Genomic DNA, 20,264 nt, shown 5'->3' with positions numbered 1-20,264 from the left:
TGAGAGCGTTACAGGGTGGCTGGCACTGAACCAATAAAAAACCGCTGTCAGGCAACGCCTACAGCGGTTTTTTAATCACTGCGCCCGACTACGCCGGGCGGCTGTTCTTAACGTTCTTCCGGTACTTTAACCATTTCAGACACGCTCACTGAAATACGACGGTTAACCCGGTGCGCTTCTGCGTCGTTGTCAGTATCAAGTAGCTGTGTTTCACCATAGCCCACTGTGTCAAGACGGTCGGCGGCAATTCCATACTGGTCTACCATCAGGTCTTTGAACGAGGCAGCACGGCGTTTAGACAGGTCCATATTGTACGCTTCGGTACCCGGTGCTGACGTATGCCCTTCGATGGTGGCTGAGGTGCTGCCGTAACGTTTCATAAAGTCTGCAAATGCCTGAATTTCAGGATCATTAGGCTGTTCCACTACTGCGCTCTCACGGTCAAACAGAACGCGCAGCGTAATCGACACTTCTTCTTCATCAAAGATAGTACAGCCGTTTGCGTCGACCTTGTCACCCCGAGGTGTGTCAGCACACTCATCGTTACGGTCGCGAACGCCGTCCATGTCTGAATCTTTGATCTCACAGCCATTCGCATCAACCTCTGCACCGGTGCGCGTGTTAGGACACTGATCGGCACTGTTCATCACGCCATCGTTGTCATCATCCGCTTCCATGGCACACCCGTTTGCATCAACCCGGGTGCCAGCAGGGGTATTTGGGCAACGGTCATTGCTGTTAACAACGCCATCATTGTCGCTGTCAGCCGGTGCAGCTGGCATGCTACTGCTGGCGGACGACGATCCTGCACTACCAAATGGAATGGCCAGGCCCAGCTTTACACTGTAGTCGTTAAAATTCTCATCAAAGTCGTGGTACGCCGCAACCTCGGTGATGAATTTAACACGATCACCGGCATTCCAGTGCTTACCAATACCGATGTTACCCAGCGTGTAACTATCGGCCATGTTCTGATGCTTAATACCGCCGAAGAAATAGAAAACGTCATCGGGAAGGAAGTACATGGCATCTGCACCGATCATATGGCCCGAATCATTGCGCTCTGCAGCAGTGCCATCAACATAGTCCAGTTCAAGCGCGGTATATTCAATACGCGCTGCCCAGCTTTGCGTGAAGCGAAAGCCGTATTCCAGGCCCATACCTTTTCCGTCGTCTACAATACCGGGCGCATCACGATCTTCATCGGTGGAGTACTTTGTGCCGAACAGGCCTATCCAGCTGTCATAATCAGGAGCATCGTCCTGTTGCGCGAAAACGGGCGCAGAAAGCAAAGCAAGGGTTAGGCTCGCCAGTGTAAATTTCTTATTCATAGTTCACGTCCTGTCAAATAGTTGAGTATGAAATTAATGATCGGTTACGGTTTAAAAAATTTGTTATGCAGATTTTATACCACCATGTTACGACCTGACGCCCTGTAACGTTGCAATAATTGTACGCGACGATGCACGGTCTCTGTGCTCGCCGAGCACAATCCCCTGCCAGGTACCCAGCTGAAGTCTGCCAGCGGCAACCGGCAGGGTAATCTGACATCCAAGCAAGCTTGATTTGATATGCGCAGGCATATCATCAGGGCCTTCATAAGTATGTTGAAAATAAGGACTATTTTCAGGAACGGAATGATTGAAATAGGCTTCAAGATCACCGCGCACCGTGGGATCGGCGTTTTCATTGACCGTCAGGCTGGCACTGGTGTGTTGCAGCCATAAGTGTAATAACCCCGTTTGCGTACTCTTCAGTTGAGGAAGGGCACGGGTTATCTCATCCGTGATGAGATGAAAACCACGGCGGAAAGGTGAGAGTGTAATTTTTTCGCTGTGCCAGAAATTATTTGTCAAAACAGATTTCCAAATGTGCCAGTCCATCGTCACACATGAAGGGCAAAATAATCTTTGCACCATCGACCTGGTGACTAATTGTGTGTTGCTTACCGGATACAACAATGGGCGTAGCCATACCAAACTCATAGCCACGCTCACCGAGATCACGTTTTGCATTGCCGCAAATCATATTAGTGATTTCGCCAACCATATCGCCTACCTCGGCATCGAGCTTATCGGGGCGTTCACCCACCATGCGCTCCATGATAGTTAGCGCGAGGTTTTCGTCGAAGGATATCGACATGGAGCCTCGCACATCCGGGCCAACCATTCCGATAAGGCCAGACACATCTCCTTTAGAAATATCGCTCTGCTTGCGCTTGGGCTTACCCGGCGTTAGCTGGGTTTGTGCCATTGTCTCCATGACATTGAGTAAACCGGAAATAAACGGGTTTACAAAATCAGCATTCATGTACTTGCTCCTCACTCGGCACGTCTTCAGTCTGTTGGCAGTCTGCACACAACCCGTGTGCTTCGATAGTCTGCTTCGACACTTTAAAACCATGATGTGTGGCTTGCTTATCCAGTGTGTCTTTGAGCCCTTCTGACTGGATTTCAGCTACATCGCCACAACTGTCGCAAATAAGAAACTGTACCGGATGCTGACAGCCGAAATGGTAACAGGCGACAAATGCGTTTGTAGACTCAAGGCGGTGGATAAAGCCAAAGTCGAGTAAGAAATCCAGGGCCCGGTAAACGGTCGCGGGTTTGGCACTGGATTCGGTTTCTTTTAGGCTGTCGAGTAATTCGTACGCACCCATTGGCCCGTGTTTACTTAACAGAATTTGATACACTTTCTCACGCAGTGGTGTGAAACGCGCATTTCGTTGCTCACAGTAGGCGCGAGCTTTACTAATTAGCGTTGCATTATTCATCAGTCATCTACTGCTCGGTTGGTTGAGGCGTCATACGACACATCATCATTCTGTGGTTGCCTGATGCACAGCGTTGAACAACTGGTCTTCAAGTTCGAATCGTTCTGCCAGTGCTTCCCCCAGTTGTGCTAAGTCAGCATCAAAACTGGTGGCCTGCTCAGGGCGAAGCATCTCGGTATAACTGTCGTTAAACCTTAGAGCGATATCTGTAGTAACCGCAATTTTGGGGGCAAGTTGCTGTTTCAGCTCCTGGCCGTTCTCATATTGCGCACTCAGTATATCGTATATTTCAAAGTGACCTGCTGACAGATAGTCCATTAAATCTTCACAAAATCGCTCGATTTGATCGGCATCCGGCAAGGCATTGCTGGGACGCTGGACAGTGCCGTTCATCGTTTTCATCGCCGAAGGTCCCTCGACCGCGATACCGGCAAGCTCGCAAAAATTTACCATCAGTGTCTGTCTGGCCTTCAGCCAGTTATCTACCGTAGCGCTATTGCCGTTCCAGTTCTGATTTACATTTTGCAACTGATTTAACATGCGTGCGGCCCCTTAGCTCGTCATGTGAGAGCATCTGCTGTGCCATAAGTATAACACCCGACCTCACCTTAACAAACGGTCTTAATTGGCGTCGAATGTTGCCGTCCGGATGCAGCAATAATACTGCCTTTATACCTGGCTCAGCCATTATGGCGAGGTTGCACTGGCGACAACGGCGGCTGTCTGGTGACGGCAGCTTCTACCGTTTATCCCGCGGGTTACTCGCATCCTGACTCACTGTGTTATGGTAATCAATCACAAAATGCGCCTATCACGCAAGGAGACAGCCTATGTTAAAGCCAGTTTCTCAGCAGTCACTGGACACCGCCCGTGGCCAGTGGCTGATCTTTTCGCGTGACAAACTGGTGGTCAGGCAAAACCAGCGGCAGTTGCCGCAGGGCGGCTTTGACGATATTGACTGTTTACGCGCCTATCATGCAGATGTGTATGAACTGAAAGATTTACAGGGCGACAGCCTGCCTCAGTCAACATTCATCGTCGATATGGGGGCAGAAGAGCCCGAAGGGGAACACTGGGAGCTTGCTTCTTTGCGACATATGCTGATGCAGGCGCCTGATACTGCATTTGCAGTGGCTGGGCGGGCCTGGCAATACGTGCACTTCTTTCGAACACACCGCTACTGCGGGCAATGTGGTGATCGCACGCAACGAGTGGACTGGGAGATGGCCGTGCAGTGTCAGCGCTGTCAGCATCGTAGCTATCCGAGAGTCTCGCCCTGCATCATTGTGGCGGTACATGACGGTGAACGGTTGCTGCTGGCCAGGGGCGTGCGCCATCGTGAACTGAATATGTACTCCACGCTGGCCGGTTTTGTTGAAAGCGGTGAGAGTCTGGAGCAAGCGGTACACCGCGAAATTTTTGAAGAGGTCGGCGTCAGCGTGACCGACCTGGAATACTTTGGCAGTCAGCCCTGGCCGTTTCCGCATTCATTAATGGTTGGTTACATTGCCCGCTATGCGGGGGGCGACATTGTCCCTGAAGAAGGTGAAATTGATGATGCGCAGTGGTTCTGGCCTGATGCGCTGCCGAAAACACCGCCAACACTGTCTATTGCGGGTCAGCTTATTGCCGCAACGGTAAAAAAAATACAGGGAAAATAAAAAACCCTGCCGAGGGCAGGGTTTGTAGTGGTTAGCGTTCGGTCCTGTTGAACAGGCTTCTTTATATTAGCTGTGTTAAGTTGTAGCAAACACTTACTCTTCGCGCAAGTTTATTTTTAAATAATTGTTAGGAAGGTGCAATAGACTTGTGCGCATCTTCCTTAAAATCCGAAATGCTCTTAAATCCGTTGATTAGCTGATATACTCGCGCGGGTTTATCATCGCTGCCACCAGACACGTAGGCAATTCTGAACCTAACTCTATGTAAGTTAAGATGTTTACGATTGATGGTCAGCCACTCACTGAGCTTTGCAATAACAGAGGAAAGTCATGTCACACGCCGTATCTGGTTCCGCACCTGCCGCCTTAAAAAATGATCGTTATCTTCGGGCACTTTCCAAGCAGCCTGTAGACATGACACCAGTATGGATGATGCGTCAGGCGGGACGTTATCTGCCAGAATATAAAGCGACCCGTGCCGAGGCCGGTGACTTTATGAGTCTGTGTAAGAATGCCGATCTTGCCTGCGAGGTGACGCTGCAACCACTGCGCCGGTTTGCTCTGGATGCCGCTATCCTGTTTTCAGACATTCTGACCATCCCCGATGCGATGGGACTTGGTCTGTATTTTGAAGCAGGTGAAGGCCCTAAGTTTGCACGGCCACTCACTTCAAAAGCCGATGTCGAACGGCTCGGTGTGCCTGATCCGGAAGGCGAGTTACAGTACGTTATGAATGCGGTACGCACGATTCGTCGGGAGCTGAAAGGTGAAGTTCCACTGATTGGTTTTTCTGGCAGTCCCTGGACGCTGGCTACCTACATGATAGAAGGCGGCACCAGCAAAGCCTTCACCAAAATCAAAAAAATGGCATTTGCGGACCCGCAGGCCCTGCACCTGCTGCTGGACAAACTCAGCGATGCGGTCGTGGCTTACCTGAATGCACAGATAAAAGCCGGCGCTCAGTCTGTCATGATTTTTGACACCTGGGGCGGTGTCCTGTCTCCCCGCGATTACAGGTTATTCTCACTGCAGTACATGGAAAAGATCGTGGATGGCCTTATTCGTGAGAACGAAGGACGGCGGGTGCCGGTTACCCTGTTTACCAAAAATGGCGGTATGTGGCTGGAATCTATCGCTGCAACAGGCTGCGATGCGGTGGGTCTGGACTGGACCATTAATATTGATGAAGCGCGCGCTCGTATCGGCGATAAAGTTGCGCTGCAGGGCAATATGGATCCCAGCATGCTTTACGCAGCGCCCGAGCGAATTCGTGAAGAGGTCGCGACAATCCTTAAGGGGTATGGTTCAGGTACCGGGCATGTATTCAACCTTGGTCATGGTATTCACCTGGATGTGCCGCCAGATAACGCCGGGGTATTCGTCGATGCGGTGCATGAGCTGAGTAAGCCGTATCATGTGGCCGACAAGTAAACGATGCTGAATCGTTGGCTGGCCGTCATTGCCCTGTTTATTGCGATTGCGGCCTATCAGTTTGGTTACTATCAAGGGCGGCTGTCTCTGAGCATGCACGAGCCAGGACGGGCAGACAAGTCGCTGGCAACTACGGTGATATCCGCAGGGCAGCAGTTGGAACTGCCGCCTGTGTCGTTGCGTTGTGCCAAAGACGCGCCAGCTTCACCGCCTCCTCATCGGGGTATATCTTCGCCAGTAACAGACAGGGCTGCGGTCGAGTAATACGGCAGACAGGTCTAAAGGAGTAGCCGGGCCGGTATCGTCCAGTTGTATACCGGTTCATCTCAGGCGTCTCTGGGCAGACCTTTTTCCACTGCGCGGGTCAGGCGCGCGGTTTTGCGATCGGCATCAATGTGCCGGGCTTGCTTTTGCTGTTGTTCGTTAAGCGCCCAGCGAATGTGTTCGGCGACCATCTCACCGGCGTCTGACAGCCGCTGCATCAGCGCGTCCACAATGTCACGGTCAAAGGGGGCATTGCCCAGCGCTATGGCGAGATTGCGGCTCCATTTCTGATAGCCGATACGGCGAATGGGCGAGCCTTCAGTGTTGCGCAGAAAGGTGGCTTCGTCCCAGCTGAATAGCTGTAGCAATGACTGTCCATGTAATGCCTGACGCGGGTGAAAGTCTGTCTCGTCGGTGACACTGGCATACCGGTTCCACGGGCATATCAGCTGGCAGTCATCACACCCGTAAATACGGTTACCCATTGCGCGGCGATATTGCTCGGGGATGACCCCGTCATATTCGATGGTCAGGTATGAAATACATTTGCGCGCATCCACCGTATAAGGGGCGACAATGGCCTGCGTGGGACAGATGGTCATGCAGGCGGTACAACTGCCACAGCCTTCTTCAACCGGCGCATCCACAGGCAGGGGCAGGTTAATAAATAACTCCCCCAGGAAGAACCAGGAGCCCGCATCGCGACTCAATGTCAGCGAGTGCTTGCCGGTCCAGCCCAGCCCGGCTTTTTCGGCAATGGCATGCTCAAGCACCGGTGCTGAGTCCACAAACGGTCGGTAGGCGGTATCGGATAGTGCATCACTGATTTTCTCGCCAAGCTGCTTAAGCCGTTTACGCAATACTTTGTGATAATCCCGACCCAAAGCGTAACGACTTACGTAGCCAATGCGGCGATCATTCAAATGGCGGGCAAACGAGGCATCTGGCGGCAGGTAGTCCATGCGCACACTGATCACCCTCAGGGTGCCAGGCACCAGCTCTGCAGGCCGGGCACGGGTCATTCCATGGCGTTGCATATAGTGCATGTCACCATGGTAATTATTGGCCAGCCAGTCAGACAGGTGGGCTTCGTGCTGGCTAAGGTCGATATCACTGATACCAACCTGCTGAAAGCCTAGCGCCTTCCCCCAAGCCTTGATATTGTTGGCCAATTGACCGAGATCGATGGAATTTAAACTGGACATGCACTCATGCTAGATACTCAACTCGCCTCGAGTTTACCATACAAACTGTACCGCGCCGACCAGGTGCGGGAGCACGAAAAAAATGCCGCACAGCAAAGTGGCAGTAACCTCAGTGAACTTATGCAACGGGCCGGTAAGGCGGTATTCCGTCAGGCACAGCTACATATTCCCAACAGTGATACGTTTCTCATTCTGGTTGGTCAGGGGAACAATGCGGGCGATGGCTACGTGGCTGCTCTGGAAGCCAGAAAGGCCGGTAAACAGGTGGTGGTCTGTGCCGTGGAGCCTGACCGCGAACTGGAAGGCGATGCGGGCGATGCCCAGCGTGCCTGGCGGGACGCTGGTGGCGATATTCACTCGTTTACGGTGGCCCACCTGGACCAGGCCGACCTGGTCATTGATGCATTACTGGGAACGGGTATCAACAGCAGCATCCGCAGTGAGTTTGCCAGTATCATCGATGCTATCAATGGCGGGCAGAAGCCGGTGGTCAGTGTCGACGTACCCTCTGGCCTTGATGCGAATTCAGGTCAGTCGCTGGGGCGCTGTGTACAGGCCGATGTGACAGTGACGTTTGTTGGGATAAAACCCGGACTGACCACGGGAGCCGGTAAACAAAGTTGCGGTAAGCTGATTTTTGAAGATCTGGGGATCGGTAAAGCATTCCAGCAACTGGCAAAATCTACAGCGACGTTTCTGGACATGCATATGTTCGGGGGGCTGGGTCCGCGTGATGTGCATAGCCACAAGGGCACCTATGGCCGTTTGTTATGTGTAGGCGGCAACCGCGGCACCGCGGGCGCGATACGGTTAAGTTCTGAAGCAGCGCTGCGCAGCGGTGCGGGCATGGTCAAGGTCTACACGCATGAGAGTTCGACCATACAGGTCAGTGCCGGCCGGCCGGAACTGATGGTCACTAACCATGATTTGGACGCATCACTGGCGTGGGCATCCTGCGTGGTAATTGGGCCGGGCCTTGGTCAGGATCCATGGGCACAGGAAGCGTTCGAAGCCACGCTAAAACACTGTCAGGCGCACGAAAAACCCGTTGTGGTTGATGCTGATGCGCTGAACCTTTTATGTCAGCAGTCTACTGCCTACACGCCAACAGCGATGGTACTCACACCGCACGCTGGCGAGGCCGGGCGGCTACTTGGAATTCCGGCGGATGATGTTGAAAATGAGCGCTTTAATTACGCACGCCAGTGTGCAGAGCGCTACCATGCCACCTGTGTACTTAAAGGTGCAGGCACGCTGATAGATGATGAGCGCAATACCTGGGTATGCCGGCATGGTAACCCCGGCATGGCAACCGCAGGCAGCGGTGATGTGCTAAGTGGTATTCTCGGAGCGTTAATGGCGCAGGGTGTGCCGCCTGTTGACGCCGCCCTGTATGGTGTGACGCTGCATGCGAAAGCGGGGGATGACATTGCTGAACTGTATGGACAGCGTGGTATGATTGCCAGCGATTTGTTCGAGGCAGTACGCGCACTGATAAATCAGCGCTAGGACGTATTATGGCATACCCACATTCAGGCTTTTACGCGGCGTCGCTTGACGACACTGCCCAGCTGGCACGTGATCTGGCACGTGCCGTACAGACATGCCTGCCACAGCCGGCAGTCATTTATCTTTCCGGTGATTTAGGGGCGGGAAAAACAACGTTCAGTCGCTATTTTATTCAGGCGCTGGGCCATCAGGGCAGCGTCAAGAGTCCGACCTACACCTTAGTGGAACCCTACGAGCTGGAAGGTGTCTCAGTGTTTCATTTCGATTTGTACCGGCTTGCCGATCCGGAAGAGCTCGAGTTTATGGGCATCCGGGATTATTTCGAAAACAACAGCATCAGCCTGGTGGAATGGGCTGAGAAAGGGGCAGAATGCTTGGCATCTGCGGATTTAGAGATTAGTATTAAATCAGCCGGTGAAGGACGTCAGTTTGATGTTAATGCGCGCAGTCAGCAGGGGACACAAATCCTGCAACACTGTCAGCGCATTTAGGCTCCGGCAGTGATACAAGCCTGCTAACTACAGCAATGATGACACTAGGGCGAAGTATGTTGCGCGTAATAGTTTCGGTACTCCTGTTATGCTGGGTTTCCCTTCCGGCTCAGGCTGCGCAAAATAAAATTGATGGGGTGCGGGTCTGGCCATCACCGGATAAGACGCGAGTGGTGCTGGATTTGCAGCAGGCGCCTGAGTTCACCTATTTCACACTGGAAAATCCTCACCGCCTGGTCGTGGATTTGGCGAATACGGACGACAGTCTTGACTTAAGCAACGTCGAGAATGACGGCGACTTGATCAGTCGGGTGCGGTACTCCTCACCGAAAAATACCCGCGCGTCCCGTGTGGTTGTCGAGTTAAACCGAAAGGCGGATCCTACATTATTCGCCATGACACCCACGGCGCCCTATGGACATCGTCTGGTGATTGACCTTAACGATATCAATGCTCCCCAGCGTAGTCAGGTGGTTATTGACGAGCGCAACAATCACCGGGACCGGGATATCATTATTGCCATCGATGCGGGGCATGGTGGCGAGGACCCCGGCTCAATAGGTCCCGCAGGAACCTACGAAAAGCACATCACTCTGAGCATCGCTAAAAAGCTTGAAGCTCGGGTAAATGCAGAGCGTGGCATGCGGGCGGTTATGACTCGTAAAGGGGATTACTACATTTCACCCAACCGGCGCCCCGAACTGGCACGCCAGAAAAAAGCCGATTTACTGGTTTCTATCCATGCCGATGCTTTCTCACAGCCTGAGCCTCGTGGTGGTTCCGTGTGGGTGCTTTCCACCGGTCGCGCTGATACAGAACTTGGACGATGGATGGAGAAAACTGAACGTCATTCTGAATTGTTGGGCGGGGCGGCTGAAGTGATCACCGACAAAGCCAGCGAACGCTATCTGGCAGAGACGATTTTAGGTCTCTCTATGGATCACAGCATGGCCACCAGCTATGACCTTGGGAACAAGGTTGTTGAAGAAATGAAGCAGGTGACTTCAATGCATAAACGGGTGCCTCAGGCAGCCAGTCTGGCGGTACTGACGTCGCCAGACATTCCTTCTATTCTGGTCGAAGTCGGGTTTATTTCTAATCCTCAGGAAGAGAAAAACCTGAACTGGGCGAAGCATCGTCAGCGCCTGGCCGACTCCATGTTCTCTGCCGTTAAACGCTACTTCAAACAAATCCCCCCTGACGGGACGTTGTGGGCATCAGAGCGTGACGAGAACCGAACACACCGGGTGCGCAGTGGTGAGTCTCTGTCGCTGCTGGCACAGCGGTATAATGTCAAAGTCAGCAGCATCAAGAAAGCCAACAATATGACCACCGATGTGGTGCAGATTGGTCAGCTGCTGAATATTCCGAGCACCTAATCCACCCTTAACCATCAGGTACGCGTTTGTCTATAAAACTGTTAGCGCCGCAACTTGCGAATCAAATTGCTGCCGGCGAGGTCGTGGAGCGACCGGCGTCGGTGGTAAAGGAACTGATTGAAAACAGTATTGATGCCGGTGCCAGCCGGATCGATGTGGATATTGAGCGCGGCGGCCATAAGCGTATTCGTTTGCGGGATAATGGTAAGGGTATTGCGAAAGACGAACTGGAGCTGGCCCTGAGTCGTCATGCCACCAGCAAAATAAGCAATCTGGATGATTTGGAAAGCATTTTGTCACTGGGCTTTCGGGGAGAAGCGCTGGCCAGTATCAGCTCGGTCAGCCGGCTGACGCTCACGTCCAGACCCCGTGAGCAGAGTGAGGCCTGGCAGGCACACTGCGAAGGACGGGAAATGCAGGTAAAGCTGAATCCTGCTGCACACCCCGATGGCACTACCATCGATGTGGCTGATTTGTTCTATAACACACCGGCACGGCGTAAGTTTCTGCGTACTGAAAAAACCGAATTTCAGCACATCGAAGACGTGTTTAAACGCATTGCCCTGAGTCATCCATCTATCACATTGAACCTGACACATAATGACAAGCCGGTTCGACGCTTCCCGGCTGTCGCGCAGGATAACCGAAGTCGTCGTATTGCAGCGGTTGTGGGTAAAAAGTTCATTGATAACGCCATCTACACGCAGGTTGATTACGAGGGGATAACGCTGGAGGCATGGCTTGGTAATGAGCAGGTACTGCGCAGCAGTAGTGATTGTCAGTTTAGTTTTGTGAATGGCCGCGGTATGCGCGACAAGCTGATCCTGCACGCTATCCGACAGGCGTATGAAAGCGCCTGGGGGGTCATCGAGCAACCCGCCTTCGTGGTATTTCTGAGTGTGTCCCCACGCGATGTTGATGTGAATGTGCACCCGGCTAAACACGAAGTGCGCTTCCAGCAAAGCCGGCTGGTCCATGACTTTATCTGCAAGTCTGTACTCGATGCGCTCATCGACACGCAGGGAGAGCTGGGCGCCGGGCCGGTGATACAGGACCAGCCAGGACACGACTATATAAGGCCATTGCAGTCACATACGCCGACATCGGCCCCGTATGTGACCGAGTCTGCGCGAGGGGGGGAGGCTTCCGTGAGTCCGTCCCGTCCTGCCACATCAGGACCGTCAGCACGTGCTGGTAACAGGGCGAATCCGCAATCTGCGGCCAATTATCAGACGCTCATGACACCCGCTACACCCGAAACGGACTTTCAGGCGTCGGCAGCAACTGACTATGTGATTATCGATGAACAGCACAGGCTGTATGTAAAAGACGACAGTCTGTATCTTGTGTCCGTTCAGGCTATGGCCAGCTATTACCTGAACAGTCTGTTTCGTCAGGCTGGTACCTCTCAGCCACTGCTGATGCCGGTAGCACTGGAAGACACCGGTGCTGACGATACGCTACTGCAAACCTTACAGAGTCAGCATTTTCAGGTGCAGCGAATGGCCGGCAAACTGCGGTTGCAGCAAGTGCCTGCGGGGACCCGGCATCTGCCCTGGTCATCCTGGTTTGCGTTGCTGCTGGAGGGCGCAGAAAGCAGCAGTGAACTGAATGTTTCAGGTCTTGCAGGGCACTTACCACAATCACTATACGAGAACGTCTGGGCGTACCTTGCCGCTCAGTCAACTGACCAGCAATGGGAATGGATTAGCGACTCTGGTAAAGTGCGGGAATTATCTGCTCTACTTGGATTGTTTAAATAGCTCATGGTTGCTGGCGTAGATCCTGCATTAACTGCAGTGGCGATTATGGGGCCGACCGCGTCAGGGAAAACTCAACTGGCGATAGCGTTGGCTCTGGCGGGTGACAGCGAAATAATCAGTGTTGATTCGGCACTGGTGTATCGCGATATGGATATTGGTACCGCCAAGCCTGACAAAAATGAACAGGCTGGGATTGCGCATCACCTTATCGATATTATCGACCCGGCGGACAGCTACTCGGTGTCGCAGTTTTGCGATGAGGCGACGCAACTGATCGGTGACATACAGGCCCGAAACAGGCGCCCGATACTGGTCGGTGGTACGATGATGTATTTCAATGCCTTGATAAACGGAATTTCGCCACTACCTAAGTCTGACGAAGTAGTAAGAGCGCAAATTGAGCACGAAGCGAAACAACATGGCTGGCAGGCTCTGCACGATGAATTGCGTCGTTGTGATGCGCAAAGCGCCGGGCGAATTCATCCGAATGATCCGCAACGGCTAACACGGGCATTAGAAGTATTTCGGTCAACAGGTAAGTCACTGACACAGTGGCAGCAGAATACGCCGAAGCGGTGTATGCACAAACTACATCAGTTTGCGATTGCGCCGAACGACCGTGCTGTGTTGCATGAACGTATTGCCAAACGCTTCGACATGATGCTGGCGGCAGGGTTTGAGGAGGAAGTTGACAGATTGTATAAGCGAGGTGATCTTCACGAATCACTGCCGTCTATACGTTCTGTGGGCTACCGGCAAATGTGGCAGTATCTGGATGGCCAGATTACATATGACGAAATGCGTGAACGCGGTATTATTGCCACCCGTCAACTGGCCAAACGGCAGCTGACCTGGCTGCGAGGCTGGCAGGACGTGACATGGCTGGATACATTTGCGAAAGATAATTTGACTAAAATTACAGCAAAAGTCACACTTGATGCAGGATAGTGTGGTATAAAATTGTGGTGCTGTGACGAGCGATAATACTCGTCGCGAAATAATAAAAACTAAGGAAATCAAATGGCTAAAGGGCAATCATTACAAGACCCATTTTTAAACGCGTTAAGAAAAGAGCGGATTCCCGTATCTATTTACCTGGTTAACGGGATAAAATTACAGGGACAGGTAGAGTCGTTTGACCAGTTCGTCATCCTGCTGAAGAACACCGTGAGTCAGATGGTATATAAACATGCGATCTCAACGGTGGTGCCAGCACGCGCATTTACTATGCCGACATCAATGACAGGAGAAGGTGAAAATACTAAAAGTGAATAAACAAAAAGGTATCGCGCTTGTTTGACCGTTATGAAGCCGGTGAACAGGCTGTACTTGTTCATGTTAATTTTGCTGACGAAAGCAGTAAAGAGGATCTGGCAGAGTTAGAGCTGCTGGTGGGCTCTGCGGGTGTTGAGGCGAAAAACGTGTTAACCACGTCGCGTAGTGCGCCTCACGCTAAATATTTCGTCGGCTCCGGGAAAGCCGAAGAAATCGCCGCGGCGGTCAAAGCCAGTGAGGCAAACGTCGTGATCTTCAACCATTCATTGTCGCCCTCTCAGGAGCGCAACCTTGAAGCCATTTGCAAATGCCGGGTACTTGACCGTACCGGGTTAATTCTGGATATCTTTGCCCAGCGTGCACGAACCCACGAAGGGAAACTGCAGGTTGAACTGGCGCAGTTACGACATATTTCCACCCGCCTGATCCGAGGCTGGACTCACCTTGAACGTCAGAAAGGCGGTATAGGCTTGCGTGGACCTGGCGAAACGCAGCTGGAAACTGACCGACGTTTGTTGCGGGGACGTATAAAATCAATCATCCGTCGTCTGGAAAAAGTGCAGAAACAGCGCGAGCAAGGGCGGCGTGCCAGGGTGCGCGCGGAGATCCCCACCGTATCCTTAGTGGGGTATACCAATGCGGGTAAATCCACGCTGTTTAATACCATTACCGAATCCCATGTGTATGCGGCCGACCAGCTGTTTGCGACACTGGATCCGACGTTACGCCGAATCGAGCTCAACGATGTGGGTGAAGCTATTCTGGCTGACACGGTAGGCTTTATACGGCATCTCCCTCATGACCTGGTTGCTGCCTTTAAAGCGACATTGCAGGAAACCCAGGAAGCAGATTTACTGCTGCATGTGGTGGATGTTGCCGAAGCGAATCATCGTGAGACTATGGACGAGGTAAATGCGGTTCTTGAAGAGATTGACGCCGATGAGATCCAACAGTTAATTATCTGTAACAAGATAGATAAACTGGATGAGATTGGGCCACGTATAGACAGAGACGAAAATGGCATGCCTGTCAGAGTGTGGTTGTCTGCGCAGTCAGGTGAAGGTGTGGAATTACTATCGCAGGCACTGACCGAATGTCTGGCCAAAAGCATGGTAAATTACACCTTGCGTATTCCACCGGCGCAAAGCCGCTTGCGTGGTGTGCTATTCGAGTTAAACTGCATTGCCAGTGAAAGCTATGACAACGACGGTGACTGGGTCGTAGATGTACGCATGCCCTCTGCAGATTGGAACCGGCTAGAAAAGCGGCTCGATAAAGGGCTGTCAGAATTTGTGGTTCGGCACTAAAAACGCGTAAGATGTGCCGTTCGCTGTAGAGAATAACGATTAATCAGTATGGAGTATCAGCATGGCTTGGAATGAGCCTGGTGGCAATAACAATGACCCCTGGAAAAATAAAGGCGGTCGTGATCAGGGACCACCAGATCTGGATGATGTTTTTAAGAACCTGTTTGGCAAATTTGGCAAAATGGGAGGCGGTAAAGGTGGCTCCGGTAAAAACCTCGGGGGTATCGGTGCAGGCATTCTTATTGGCCTGCTGGCGATTATCTGGTTTATTAGCGGCTTTTACACCATTCAGGAAGCTGAGCGTGGCGTAGTACTGCGCTTTGGCGACTATCACGAATCGGTAGAACCCGGGCTGCGTTGGGCGCCGACCTTCGTTGATACCATTGTACCGGTTGACGTGCAGTCAATTCGTGACAAGTCCTCCTCCGGCTCAATGCTGACGGAAGATGAGAACGTGGTCAGAGTTGAAATGGAAATGCAGTATCGGGTGGTTGACCCCTACCGTTACACGTTCTCGGTAGAGAATCCGGAGCGAAGCCTTTCACAATCGCTGGACAGTGCGATCCGCTATGTGGTTGGTCATTCAACTATGGATGACGTACTTACCGATGGCCGTGAGCTGACCCGTCAGCGTGTATGGGAAGAGCTGCAGTCGATTATTGAACCCTACGATATTGGGGTATCAATTATTGATATGAACTTCCGTGATGCCCGTCCACCGGAGCAGGTCAAAGATGCGTTCGATGACGCGATTGCCGCCCAGGAGGATGAGCAGCGCTTTATTCGTGAAGCAGAAGCTTACGCGCGTGAAATGGAGCCGCGTGCCCGTGGTCAGGTAAACCGTATGAACGAGGAAGCGCAGGCGTACAAAGAGCAGGTGATCTTAGAGGCGCAGGGTGAAGTGGCCCGCTTCTCAGAGTTGCTGCCACAATTTGAGCGTGCACCACAGGTTACCCGTGACCGTATCTATCTGGAGACCATGGAAACCGTCTTTGGTAATACCAGCAAAATTCTGGTCGACAGCAAAAACGGTAATAACATGATGTATTTACCACTTGATAAGATCATGGAACGTCAGAATACAAACCGCACCAGCAAGTCGCGTAATACACTGGAAGGCTTGCAGGTACCGGTACCGGATGAAGGCCGTAGCCGTTCACAAAACAACAACAGCGGCCTGCGTGGCGGCGCAACCAGAGAAGGGAGATAAGCAATGAAGAATTTGATTATTGCGATTGTAGTGCTTCTGGTAGTGCTGGCGTCGGGTTCATTGTTCGTTGTTAAAGAGGGCGAGCGCGCGATTGTCATTCAGTTTGGTAAAGTGCAGCGTGATGACCAAAGCGGCGAAACGCGGGTATTTGATCCGGGTTTGCATTTCAAGCTGCCGTTTATTGACTCGGTTAAGCACTTAGATGCACGCATCCAGACCCTGGATGACACGCCAGACCGGTTTGTAACCAGTGAGAAAAAGGACCTGATTGTCGATTCCTATGTAAAATGGAGAATTAACGACTTTGCGCGTTATTATCTGTCCACGGGCGGCAATAAACTACAGGCTGAGGCGTTGCTTAAACAGAAAGTAAACAATGGCCTGCGGTCAGAGTTTGGTACCCGAACCATCTCACAGATTGTTTCTGGCGAACGTTCCGCACTGATGAGTCAGGCGATGCAACAGGCCTCGACCTCGTCAGACGAGTTAGGGATTAAGATTGTTGATGTGCGGGTTAAGCAGATCAACCTGCCTACCGAAGTCAGTAACTCGATATTCCAGCGGATGCGTGCAGAACGTGCTGCGGTGGCCCGTGAGCACCGTTCAGAAGGTCAGGAGCAAGCGGAAGTGATTCGCGCGGACATTGATGCCAAGGTAACGGTTATGCTTGCTGATGCCGAGCGGAATGCCCGTCAGTTACGCGGTGAAGGGGACGCCATGGCGGCGCAGATTTATGCCGACGCGTACTCGCAAAACGCGGAGTTCTATTCGTTCCTGCGCAGCATGGACGCCTACAGAGCAAGCTTCGATAACAAGCAGGATATACTGGTCGTTGAACCTGACAGTGAGTTCTTTAAATATATGAACGCCAGTCAGGGCAGAAAGAACGACTAACGTCACCTGTTGTTTCTGATGAGAAAGCCAGCGCCTGTCGCTGGCTTTTTTGTGTGTGTAAACAGCAAGTAACAACGCCGCCGGCGCTGTGAAGTGCAAAAATGGGCCAAATCCGGTAGACTAGCGCGCTCGATTAAGACTGGAAGATGTCGGTAGCAAGCCGCGCTTCTGGCAGGGCGTTACGAAAAACGTACCAGCCGGCCAACAATAATGATAAATGCAGACCCTCATTCATGCCGTCTGCAGTAACACGACAGAGGGACAATTTTGAATTCTGAGAACACAAAGACGCACACGTCCGAGGAAAACGGCCCGTCTCAGAACGGACTGTTTTCACGCTTTCTGGCGACTGTAGAGTGGCTGGGGAATCTGCTGCCGCACCCAGTCACACTGTTTGCACTGCTGTCTGTAGGTATCGTGATCTTAAGTGGGATCCTGGGCTATTTCGACCTGGCGGTAGCCGACCCGCGGCCGGAAGGTGCGAAGGGCCGCGATGCTGACGGCATGATAGAAGTCATCTCACTGATGAGCGAAGAAGGCCTGCAACGCATTGTTACGGGTCTGGTGACTAACTTTACCGGGTTCGCCCCACTAGGCACGGTTCTGGTAGCCTTGCTGGGCGTTTCTGTAGCTGAGCATTCCGGATTACTGTCGGCGCTGATGCGTGGCCTGGTAATGAATGCCTCGAACCGCGTCGTCACCTTTGCCGTAGTATTTGCCGGAATTGTGTCAAACACTGCATCAGAACTGGGCTATGTGGTACTGATACCGTTAGCGGCCATGATCTTTCATTCGCTTGGCCGGCATCCACTGGCCGGGCTTGCGGCTGCATTCGCTGGGGTTTCAGCAGGCTATAGTGCGAACATTCTGCTGGGCACGGTTGATCCGCTGCTGTCAGGAATTACCGAAGCCGCGGCGCACATGATCGACCCTGATTACACAGTGGGACCTGAAGTAAACTGGTACTTCATGATCATCTCCACCTTTGTGATTGCCTGTCTTGGCGCACTGGTGACTGAAAAGGTTGTCGAGCCCCGGCTGGGCAAGTTCGATGAGTCAGACGCCTCGGTTGAACTGGAAGCTCAGTCGATGGAAGCGCCAACCGATAAAGAGCGTTCAGGTATGAAGTGGGCAGGCATTTCCTTCGCGCTGGTGTGTGGCGTGCTGGCCCTCACCGTCGTCCCGGAAAGTGGCATTCTGCGGAATCCGGAAACCGGGGAGGTGGCAGACTCACCGTTTTTGGACGGTATTGTCGCCTTTATCTTCATTACGTTTGCGATCCCGGGCTTTGTGTACGGGCGGGTGGCCGGCACCATGAAAAACGACAAGGACGTGATTGATGCCATGTCGAAAAGTATGGGCGCAATGGGTCTGTACATTACGCTGGTATTTTTTGCGGCGCAGTTTGTGGCGTTCTTTAAATGGACCAATCTGGGTACGGTGCTTGCGGTTAAAGGTGCTGCATTGCTTCAGGCAGCCGGTCTGGACGGCCCCGCCGTATTCCTGTTGTTTATCATGATGTGTGGCGTAGTAAACCTGTCACTGGGCAGCGCGTCTGCACAATGGGCAGTAACGGCGCCGATTTTTGTTCCAATGCTGATGCTGATTGGCTACGCGCCGGAAGTGATTCAGGCCGCTTACCGTATTGGTGACTCGGTAACCAATGTAATCGCACCTATGATGAGTTACTTCGGTCTTATCCTGGCGATGGCTGCCCGCTATAAGAAAGATCTTGGTATGGGCACGCTCATCGCCATGATGCTTCCTTATTCTATGGTCTTTATCGTTGGCTGGACGTTGCTGTTCTATGTATGGGTGTTTGTGCTTGGCATGCCGGTAGGGCCGGGCGCGGCGACCTATTACCAGCCATAGTTGTTAGCGTGGAATTCGTCAGTGATAGGGCGAAGCGATTAGCCCTATCGCTGATTTTCACACGAATTCGGCGACAACTTGCGATCAATTCCACGCCTGCTTTTGTATAATACCGGAATACGTTAACTCGGTCGGGTAAATAGCACAGTATGAAGTACACAGGCAGGCAGCATTTTTCTCACTCACAGTCCAAAAAGATTGGGGTGCTGATAACGAACCTCGGGACCCCGGAACAGCCGACTACGCGTGCCTTGCGGTCTTATCTGAAAGAATTCTTGTCAGACCCTCGGGTCATTGAGGTCCCGCGTTTGTTGTGGTGGCTGATACTTAACCTGGTTATCCTGCGAATCCGCCCTCGACGCTCTGCCAAGGCGTACGAGACCGTATGGACCGACGAAGGCTCACCGTTGCTTGCTATTACCAAAGCCCAGGCGGAAGCGCTATCGCATAAATGCAAAGAAGCTTACGGGGAAGATGTAATTGTCGACTACGCCATGCGTTACGGCAAACCTGCCATTCGCGATGTACTGGACAGTCTGTTTGAGCGTGGGGCGGAAAAGCTTATCGTGCTGCCTCTGTACCCGCAGTACTGCGCCTCGACCACCGGCTCGACCTTTGATGCCATCGCCAGTGACTTCACGCAGCGTCGCTGGCTGCCAGAGTTGCGCTTTGTGAACCACTACCATGATCATCCGCCCTTTATTCGCGCACTGGCAGATAAAATACGCGCCCACTGGGATACACACGGGCGGGCAGATAAGCTGTTGTTTTCTTACCATGGGATCCCCAGGCGCTACCTGACAAATGGCGACCCCTATCATTGCGAGTGTTATAAAACATCGCGACTGCTTGCCGAAGAACTGGCGCTGAAACCCGATGAGTATATGACCACCTTTCAGTCTCGCTTTGGCCGGGAAGAGTGGTTAAAGCCTTATACCGACGAAACCTTGAAAGCGTTCCCTGACCAAGGCGTACAGTCAGTGCAGGTATGCTGTCCGGGGTTCTCTGCCGACTGCCTTGAGACTATTGAGGAAATAGGTGAAGAAAACCGTGAGTATTTTATGCATGCGGGTGGCAAACGTTACGAATACATCGCAGCACTGAACAGTGATGCGTCGCACATTGATATGATGTTTGATCTGGTCCGGCAAAACATGCACGGCTGGACGCTGGATAAGAATGATGAACAACGCGCTGCGCTGGCACGTGCACTTGGCGCGAGCCAGTAAC

At 52.4% G+C, this 20,264-nt stretch carries 20 protein-coding genes; 14 read left to right on the top strand and 6 right to left on the bottom strand.

Annotated elements, in window-relative coordinates; all coding sequences use genetic code 11:
* Positions 1-107: 107 nt before the first annotated feature.
* From IE054_RS08335 to rsd, 5 genes are all read right to left on the bottom strand, one after another.
* Positions 108-1,331: an OmpA family protein gene (locus tag IE054_RS08335; RefSeq protein WP_189405261.1), complete on the bottom strand. Its 1,224-nt coding sequence runs from the start codon at positions 1,329-1,331 to the stop codon at positions 108-110.
* A gap of 87 nt (positions 1,332-1,418) precedes the next feature.
* On the bottom strand, positions 1,419-1,856 hold the full coding sequence (locus IE054_RS08330) for a secondary thiamine-phosphate synthase enzyme YjbQ (protein WP_229805043.1): 438 nt from the start codon (positions 1,854-1,856) through the stop codon (positions 1,419-1,421).
* Positions 1,846-2,310: a chemotaxis protein CheX gene (locus IE054_RS08325; protein WP_189405259.1), complete on the bottom strand. Its 465-nt coding sequence runs from the start codon at positions 2,308-2,310 to the stop codon at positions 1,846-1,848. The genes IE054_RS08330 and IE054_RS08325 overlap by 11 nt, the downstream gene beginning before the upstream one ends.
* Positions 2,300-2,773, bottom strand: coding sequence for a transcriptional repressor (locus IE054_RS08320; protein ID WP_189405258.1), 474 nt, complete (start codon positions 2,771-2,773; stop codon positions 2,300-2,302). Before IE054_RS08320 ends, IE054_RS08325 begins: the two co-directional genes overlap by 11 nt.
* A gap of 45 nt (positions 2,774-2,818) precedes the next feature.
* Positions 2,819-3,313, bottom strand: a complete 495-nt coding sequence (rsd, locus tag IE054_RS08315) for a sigma D regulator (RefSeq protein WP_189405256.1) — start codon at positions 3,311-3,313, stop codon at positions 2,819-2,821.
* A gap of 290 nt (positions 3,314-3,603) precedes the next feature.
* Between rsd and nudC the strand changes: the two genes are divergently transcribed.
* From nudC to IE054_RS08300, 3 genes are all read left to right on the top strand, one after another.
* Positions 3,604-4,434 carry an NAD(+) diphosphatase gene (gene nudC, locus IE054_RS08310; protein WP_189405255.1) on the top strand — a complete coding sequence of 277 codons (831 nt, stop codon included), beginning with the start codon at positions 3,604-3,606 and terminating at the stop codon, positions 4,432-4,434.
* 330 nt (positions 4,435-4,764) lie between these two features.
* A complete protein-coding gene (gene hemE / locus IE054_RS08305; protein ID WP_189405253.1) occupies positions 4,765-5,865 on the top strand; it encodes a uroporphyrinogen decarboxylase in 1,101 nt (366 codons plus the stop codon).
* Positions 5,866-5,868: 3 nt separating this feature from the next.
* A complete protein-coding gene (locus tag IE054_RS08300) occupies positions 5,869-6,129 on the top strand; it encodes a hypothetical protein (RefSeq protein WP_189405251.1) in 261 nt (86 codons plus the stop codon).
* 62 nt (positions 6,130-6,191) lie between these two features.
* Here IE054_RS08300 and queG read toward each other — a convergent pair whose 3' ends face one another.
* Entirely contained in the window at positions 6,192-7,334 is a 1,143-nt protein-coding gene (gene queG, locus IE054_RS08295; RefSeq protein ID WP_189405250.1) for a tRNA epoxyqueuosine(34) reductase QueG, read from the bottom strand.
* A gap of 6 nt (positions 7,335-7,340) precedes the next feature.
* Between queG and IE054_RS08290 the strand changes: the two genes are divergently transcribed.
* From IE054_RS08290 to hemH, 11 genes are all read left to right on the top strand, one after another.
* Complete coding sequence (locus IE054_RS08290) at positions 7,341-8,843, top strand: NAD(P)H-hydrate dehydratase (protein WP_189405248.1); 1,503 nt, start codon at positions 7,341-7,343, stop codon at positions 8,841-8,843.
* Between the two features lie 8 nt (positions 8,844-8,851).
* Positions 8,852-9,334, top strand: coding sequence for a tRNA (adenosine(37)-N6)-threonylcarbamoyltransferase complex ATPase subunit type 1 TsaE (tsaE, locus tag IE054_RS08285; RefSeq protein WP_189405245.1), 483 nt, complete (start codon positions 8,852-8,854; stop codon positions 9,332-9,334).
* A gap of 56 nt (positions 9,335-9,390) precedes the next feature.
* Positions 9,391-10,713, top strand: coding sequence for an N-acetylmuramoyl-L-alanine amidase (locus IE054_RS08280; protein WP_189405244.1), 1,323 nt, complete (start codon positions 9,391-9,393; stop codon positions 10,711-10,713).
* Positions 10,714-10,739: 26 nt separating this feature from the next.
* Entirely contained in the window at positions 10,740-12,476 is a 1,737-nt protein-coding gene (gene mutL / locus IE054_RS08275; protein ID WP_189405243.1) for a DNA mismatch repair endonuclease MutL, read from the top strand.
* A gap of 3 nt (positions 12,477-12,479) precedes the next feature.
* Entirely contained in the window at positions 12,480-13,424 is a 945-nt protein-coding gene (miaA, locus tag IE054_RS08270; RefSeq protein ID WP_189405241.1) for a tRNA (adenosine(37)-N6)-dimethylallyltransferase MiaA, read from the top strand.
* A 72-nt stretch (positions 13,425-13,496) separates the two neighbouring features.
* On the top strand, positions 13,497-13,751 hold the full coding sequence (gene hfq, locus IE054_RS08265) for an RNA chaperone Hfq (protein WP_189405236.1): 255 nt from the start codon (positions 13,497-13,499) through the stop codon (positions 13,749-13,751).
* A gap of 17 nt (positions 13,752-13,768) precedes the next feature.
* Positions 13,769-15,058, top strand: coding sequence for a ribosome rescue GTPase HflX (gene hflX / locus IE054_RS08260; protein WP_189405234.1), 1,290 nt, complete (start codon positions 13,769-13,771; stop codon positions 15,056-15,058).
* Between the two features lie 61 nt (positions 15,059-15,119).
* Complete coding sequence (gene hflK, locus IE054_RS08255) at positions 15,120-16,268, top strand: FtsH protease activity modulator HflK (protein WP_189405225.1); 1,149 nt, start codon at positions 15,120-15,122, stop codon at positions 16,266-16,268.
* Positions 16,269-16,271: 3 nt separating this feature from the next.
* A complete protein-coding gene (hflC, locus tag IE054_RS08250) occupies positions 16,272-17,162 on the top strand; it encodes a protease modulator HflC (protein ID WP_189405219.1) in 891 nt (296 codons plus the stop codon).
* A 267-nt stretch (positions 17,163-17,429) separates the two neighbouring features.
* Positions 17,430-19,034 (top strand): AbgT family transporter, encoded by a 1,605-nt coding sequence (locus IE054_RS08245; RefSeq protein ID WP_373293856.1) that lies wholly within the window; start codon positions 17,430-17,432, stop codon positions 19,032-19,034.
* 149 nt (positions 19,035-19,183) lie between these two features.
* A complete protein-coding gene (gene hemH / locus IE054_RS08240) occupies positions 19,184-20,263 on the top strand; it encodes a ferrochelatase (protein ID WP_189405217.1) in 1,080 nt (359 codons plus the stop codon).
* Position 20,264: the final 1 nt, after the last annotated feature.

Source organism: Alteromonas halophila, assembly GCF_014651815.1.
Classification (GTDB): Bacteria; Pseudomonadota; Gammaproteobacteria; order Enterobacterales; family Alteromonadaceae; genus Alteromonas; species Alteromonas halophila.
This window is presented reverse-complemented; position numbering and strand designations above follow the sequence as displayed.

Coding starts and splice junctions, on each gene's coding strand:
- IE054_RS08335 (WP_189405261.1), bottom strand. CDS start 1,331: ATGAATAAGAAATTTACACTGGCGAGCCTAACCCTTGCTTTGCTTTCT.
- IE054_RS08325 (WP_189405259.1), bottom strand. CDS start 2,310: ATGAATGCTGATTTTGTAAACCCGTTTATTTCCGGTTTACTCAATGTC.
- IE054_RS08320 (WP_189405258.1), bottom strand. CDS start 2,773: ATGAATAATGCAACGCTAATTAGTAAAGCTCGCGCCTACTGTGAGCAA.
- rsd (WP_189405256.1), bottom strand. CDS start 3,313: ATGTTAAATCAGTTGCAAAATGTAAATCAGAACTGGAACGGCAATAGC.
- nudC (WP_189405255.1), top strand. CDS start 3,604: ATGTTAAAGCCAGTTTCTCAGCAGTCACTGGACACCGCCCGTGGCCAG.
- hemE (WP_189405253.1), top strand. CDS start 4,765: ATGTCACACGCCGTATCTGGTTCCGCACCTGCCGCCTTAAAAAATGAT.
- IE054_RS08300 (WP_189405251.1), top strand. CDS start 5,869: ATGCTGAATCGTTGGCTGGCCGTCATTGCCCTGTTTATTGCGATTGCG.
- queG (WP_189405250.1), bottom strand. CDS start 7,334: ATGTCCAGTTTAAATTCCATCGATCTCGGTCAATTGGCCAACAATATC.
- IE054_RS08290 (WP_189405248.1), top strand. CDS start 7,341: ATGCTAGATACTCAACTCGCCTCGAGTTTACCATACAAACTGTACCGC.
- tsaE (WP_189405245.1), top strand. CDS start 8,852: ATGGCATACCCACATTCAGGCTTTTACGCGGCGTCGCTTGACGACACT.
- IE054_RS08280 (WP_189405244.1), top strand. CDS start 9,391: ATGTTGCGCGTAATAGTTTCGGTACTCCTGTTATGCTGGGTTTCCCTT.
- miaA (WP_189405241.1), top strand. CDS start 12,480: ATGGTTGCTGGCGTAGATCCTGCATTAACTGCAGTGGCGATTATGGGG.
- hfq (WP_189405236.1), top strand. CDS start 13,497: ATGGCTAAAGGGCAATCATTACAAGACCCATTTTTAAACGCGTTAAGA.
- hflK (WP_189405225.1), top strand. CDS start 15,120: ATGGCTTGGAATGAGCCTGGTGGCAATAACAATGACCCCTGGAAAAAT.
- hflC (WP_189405219.1), top strand. CDS start 16,272: ATGAAGAATTTGATTATTGCGATTGTAGTGCTTCTGGTAGTGCTGGCG.
- hemH (WP_189405217.1), top strand. CDS start 19,184: ATGAAGTACACAGGCAGGCAGCATTTTTCTCACTCACAGTCCAAAAAG.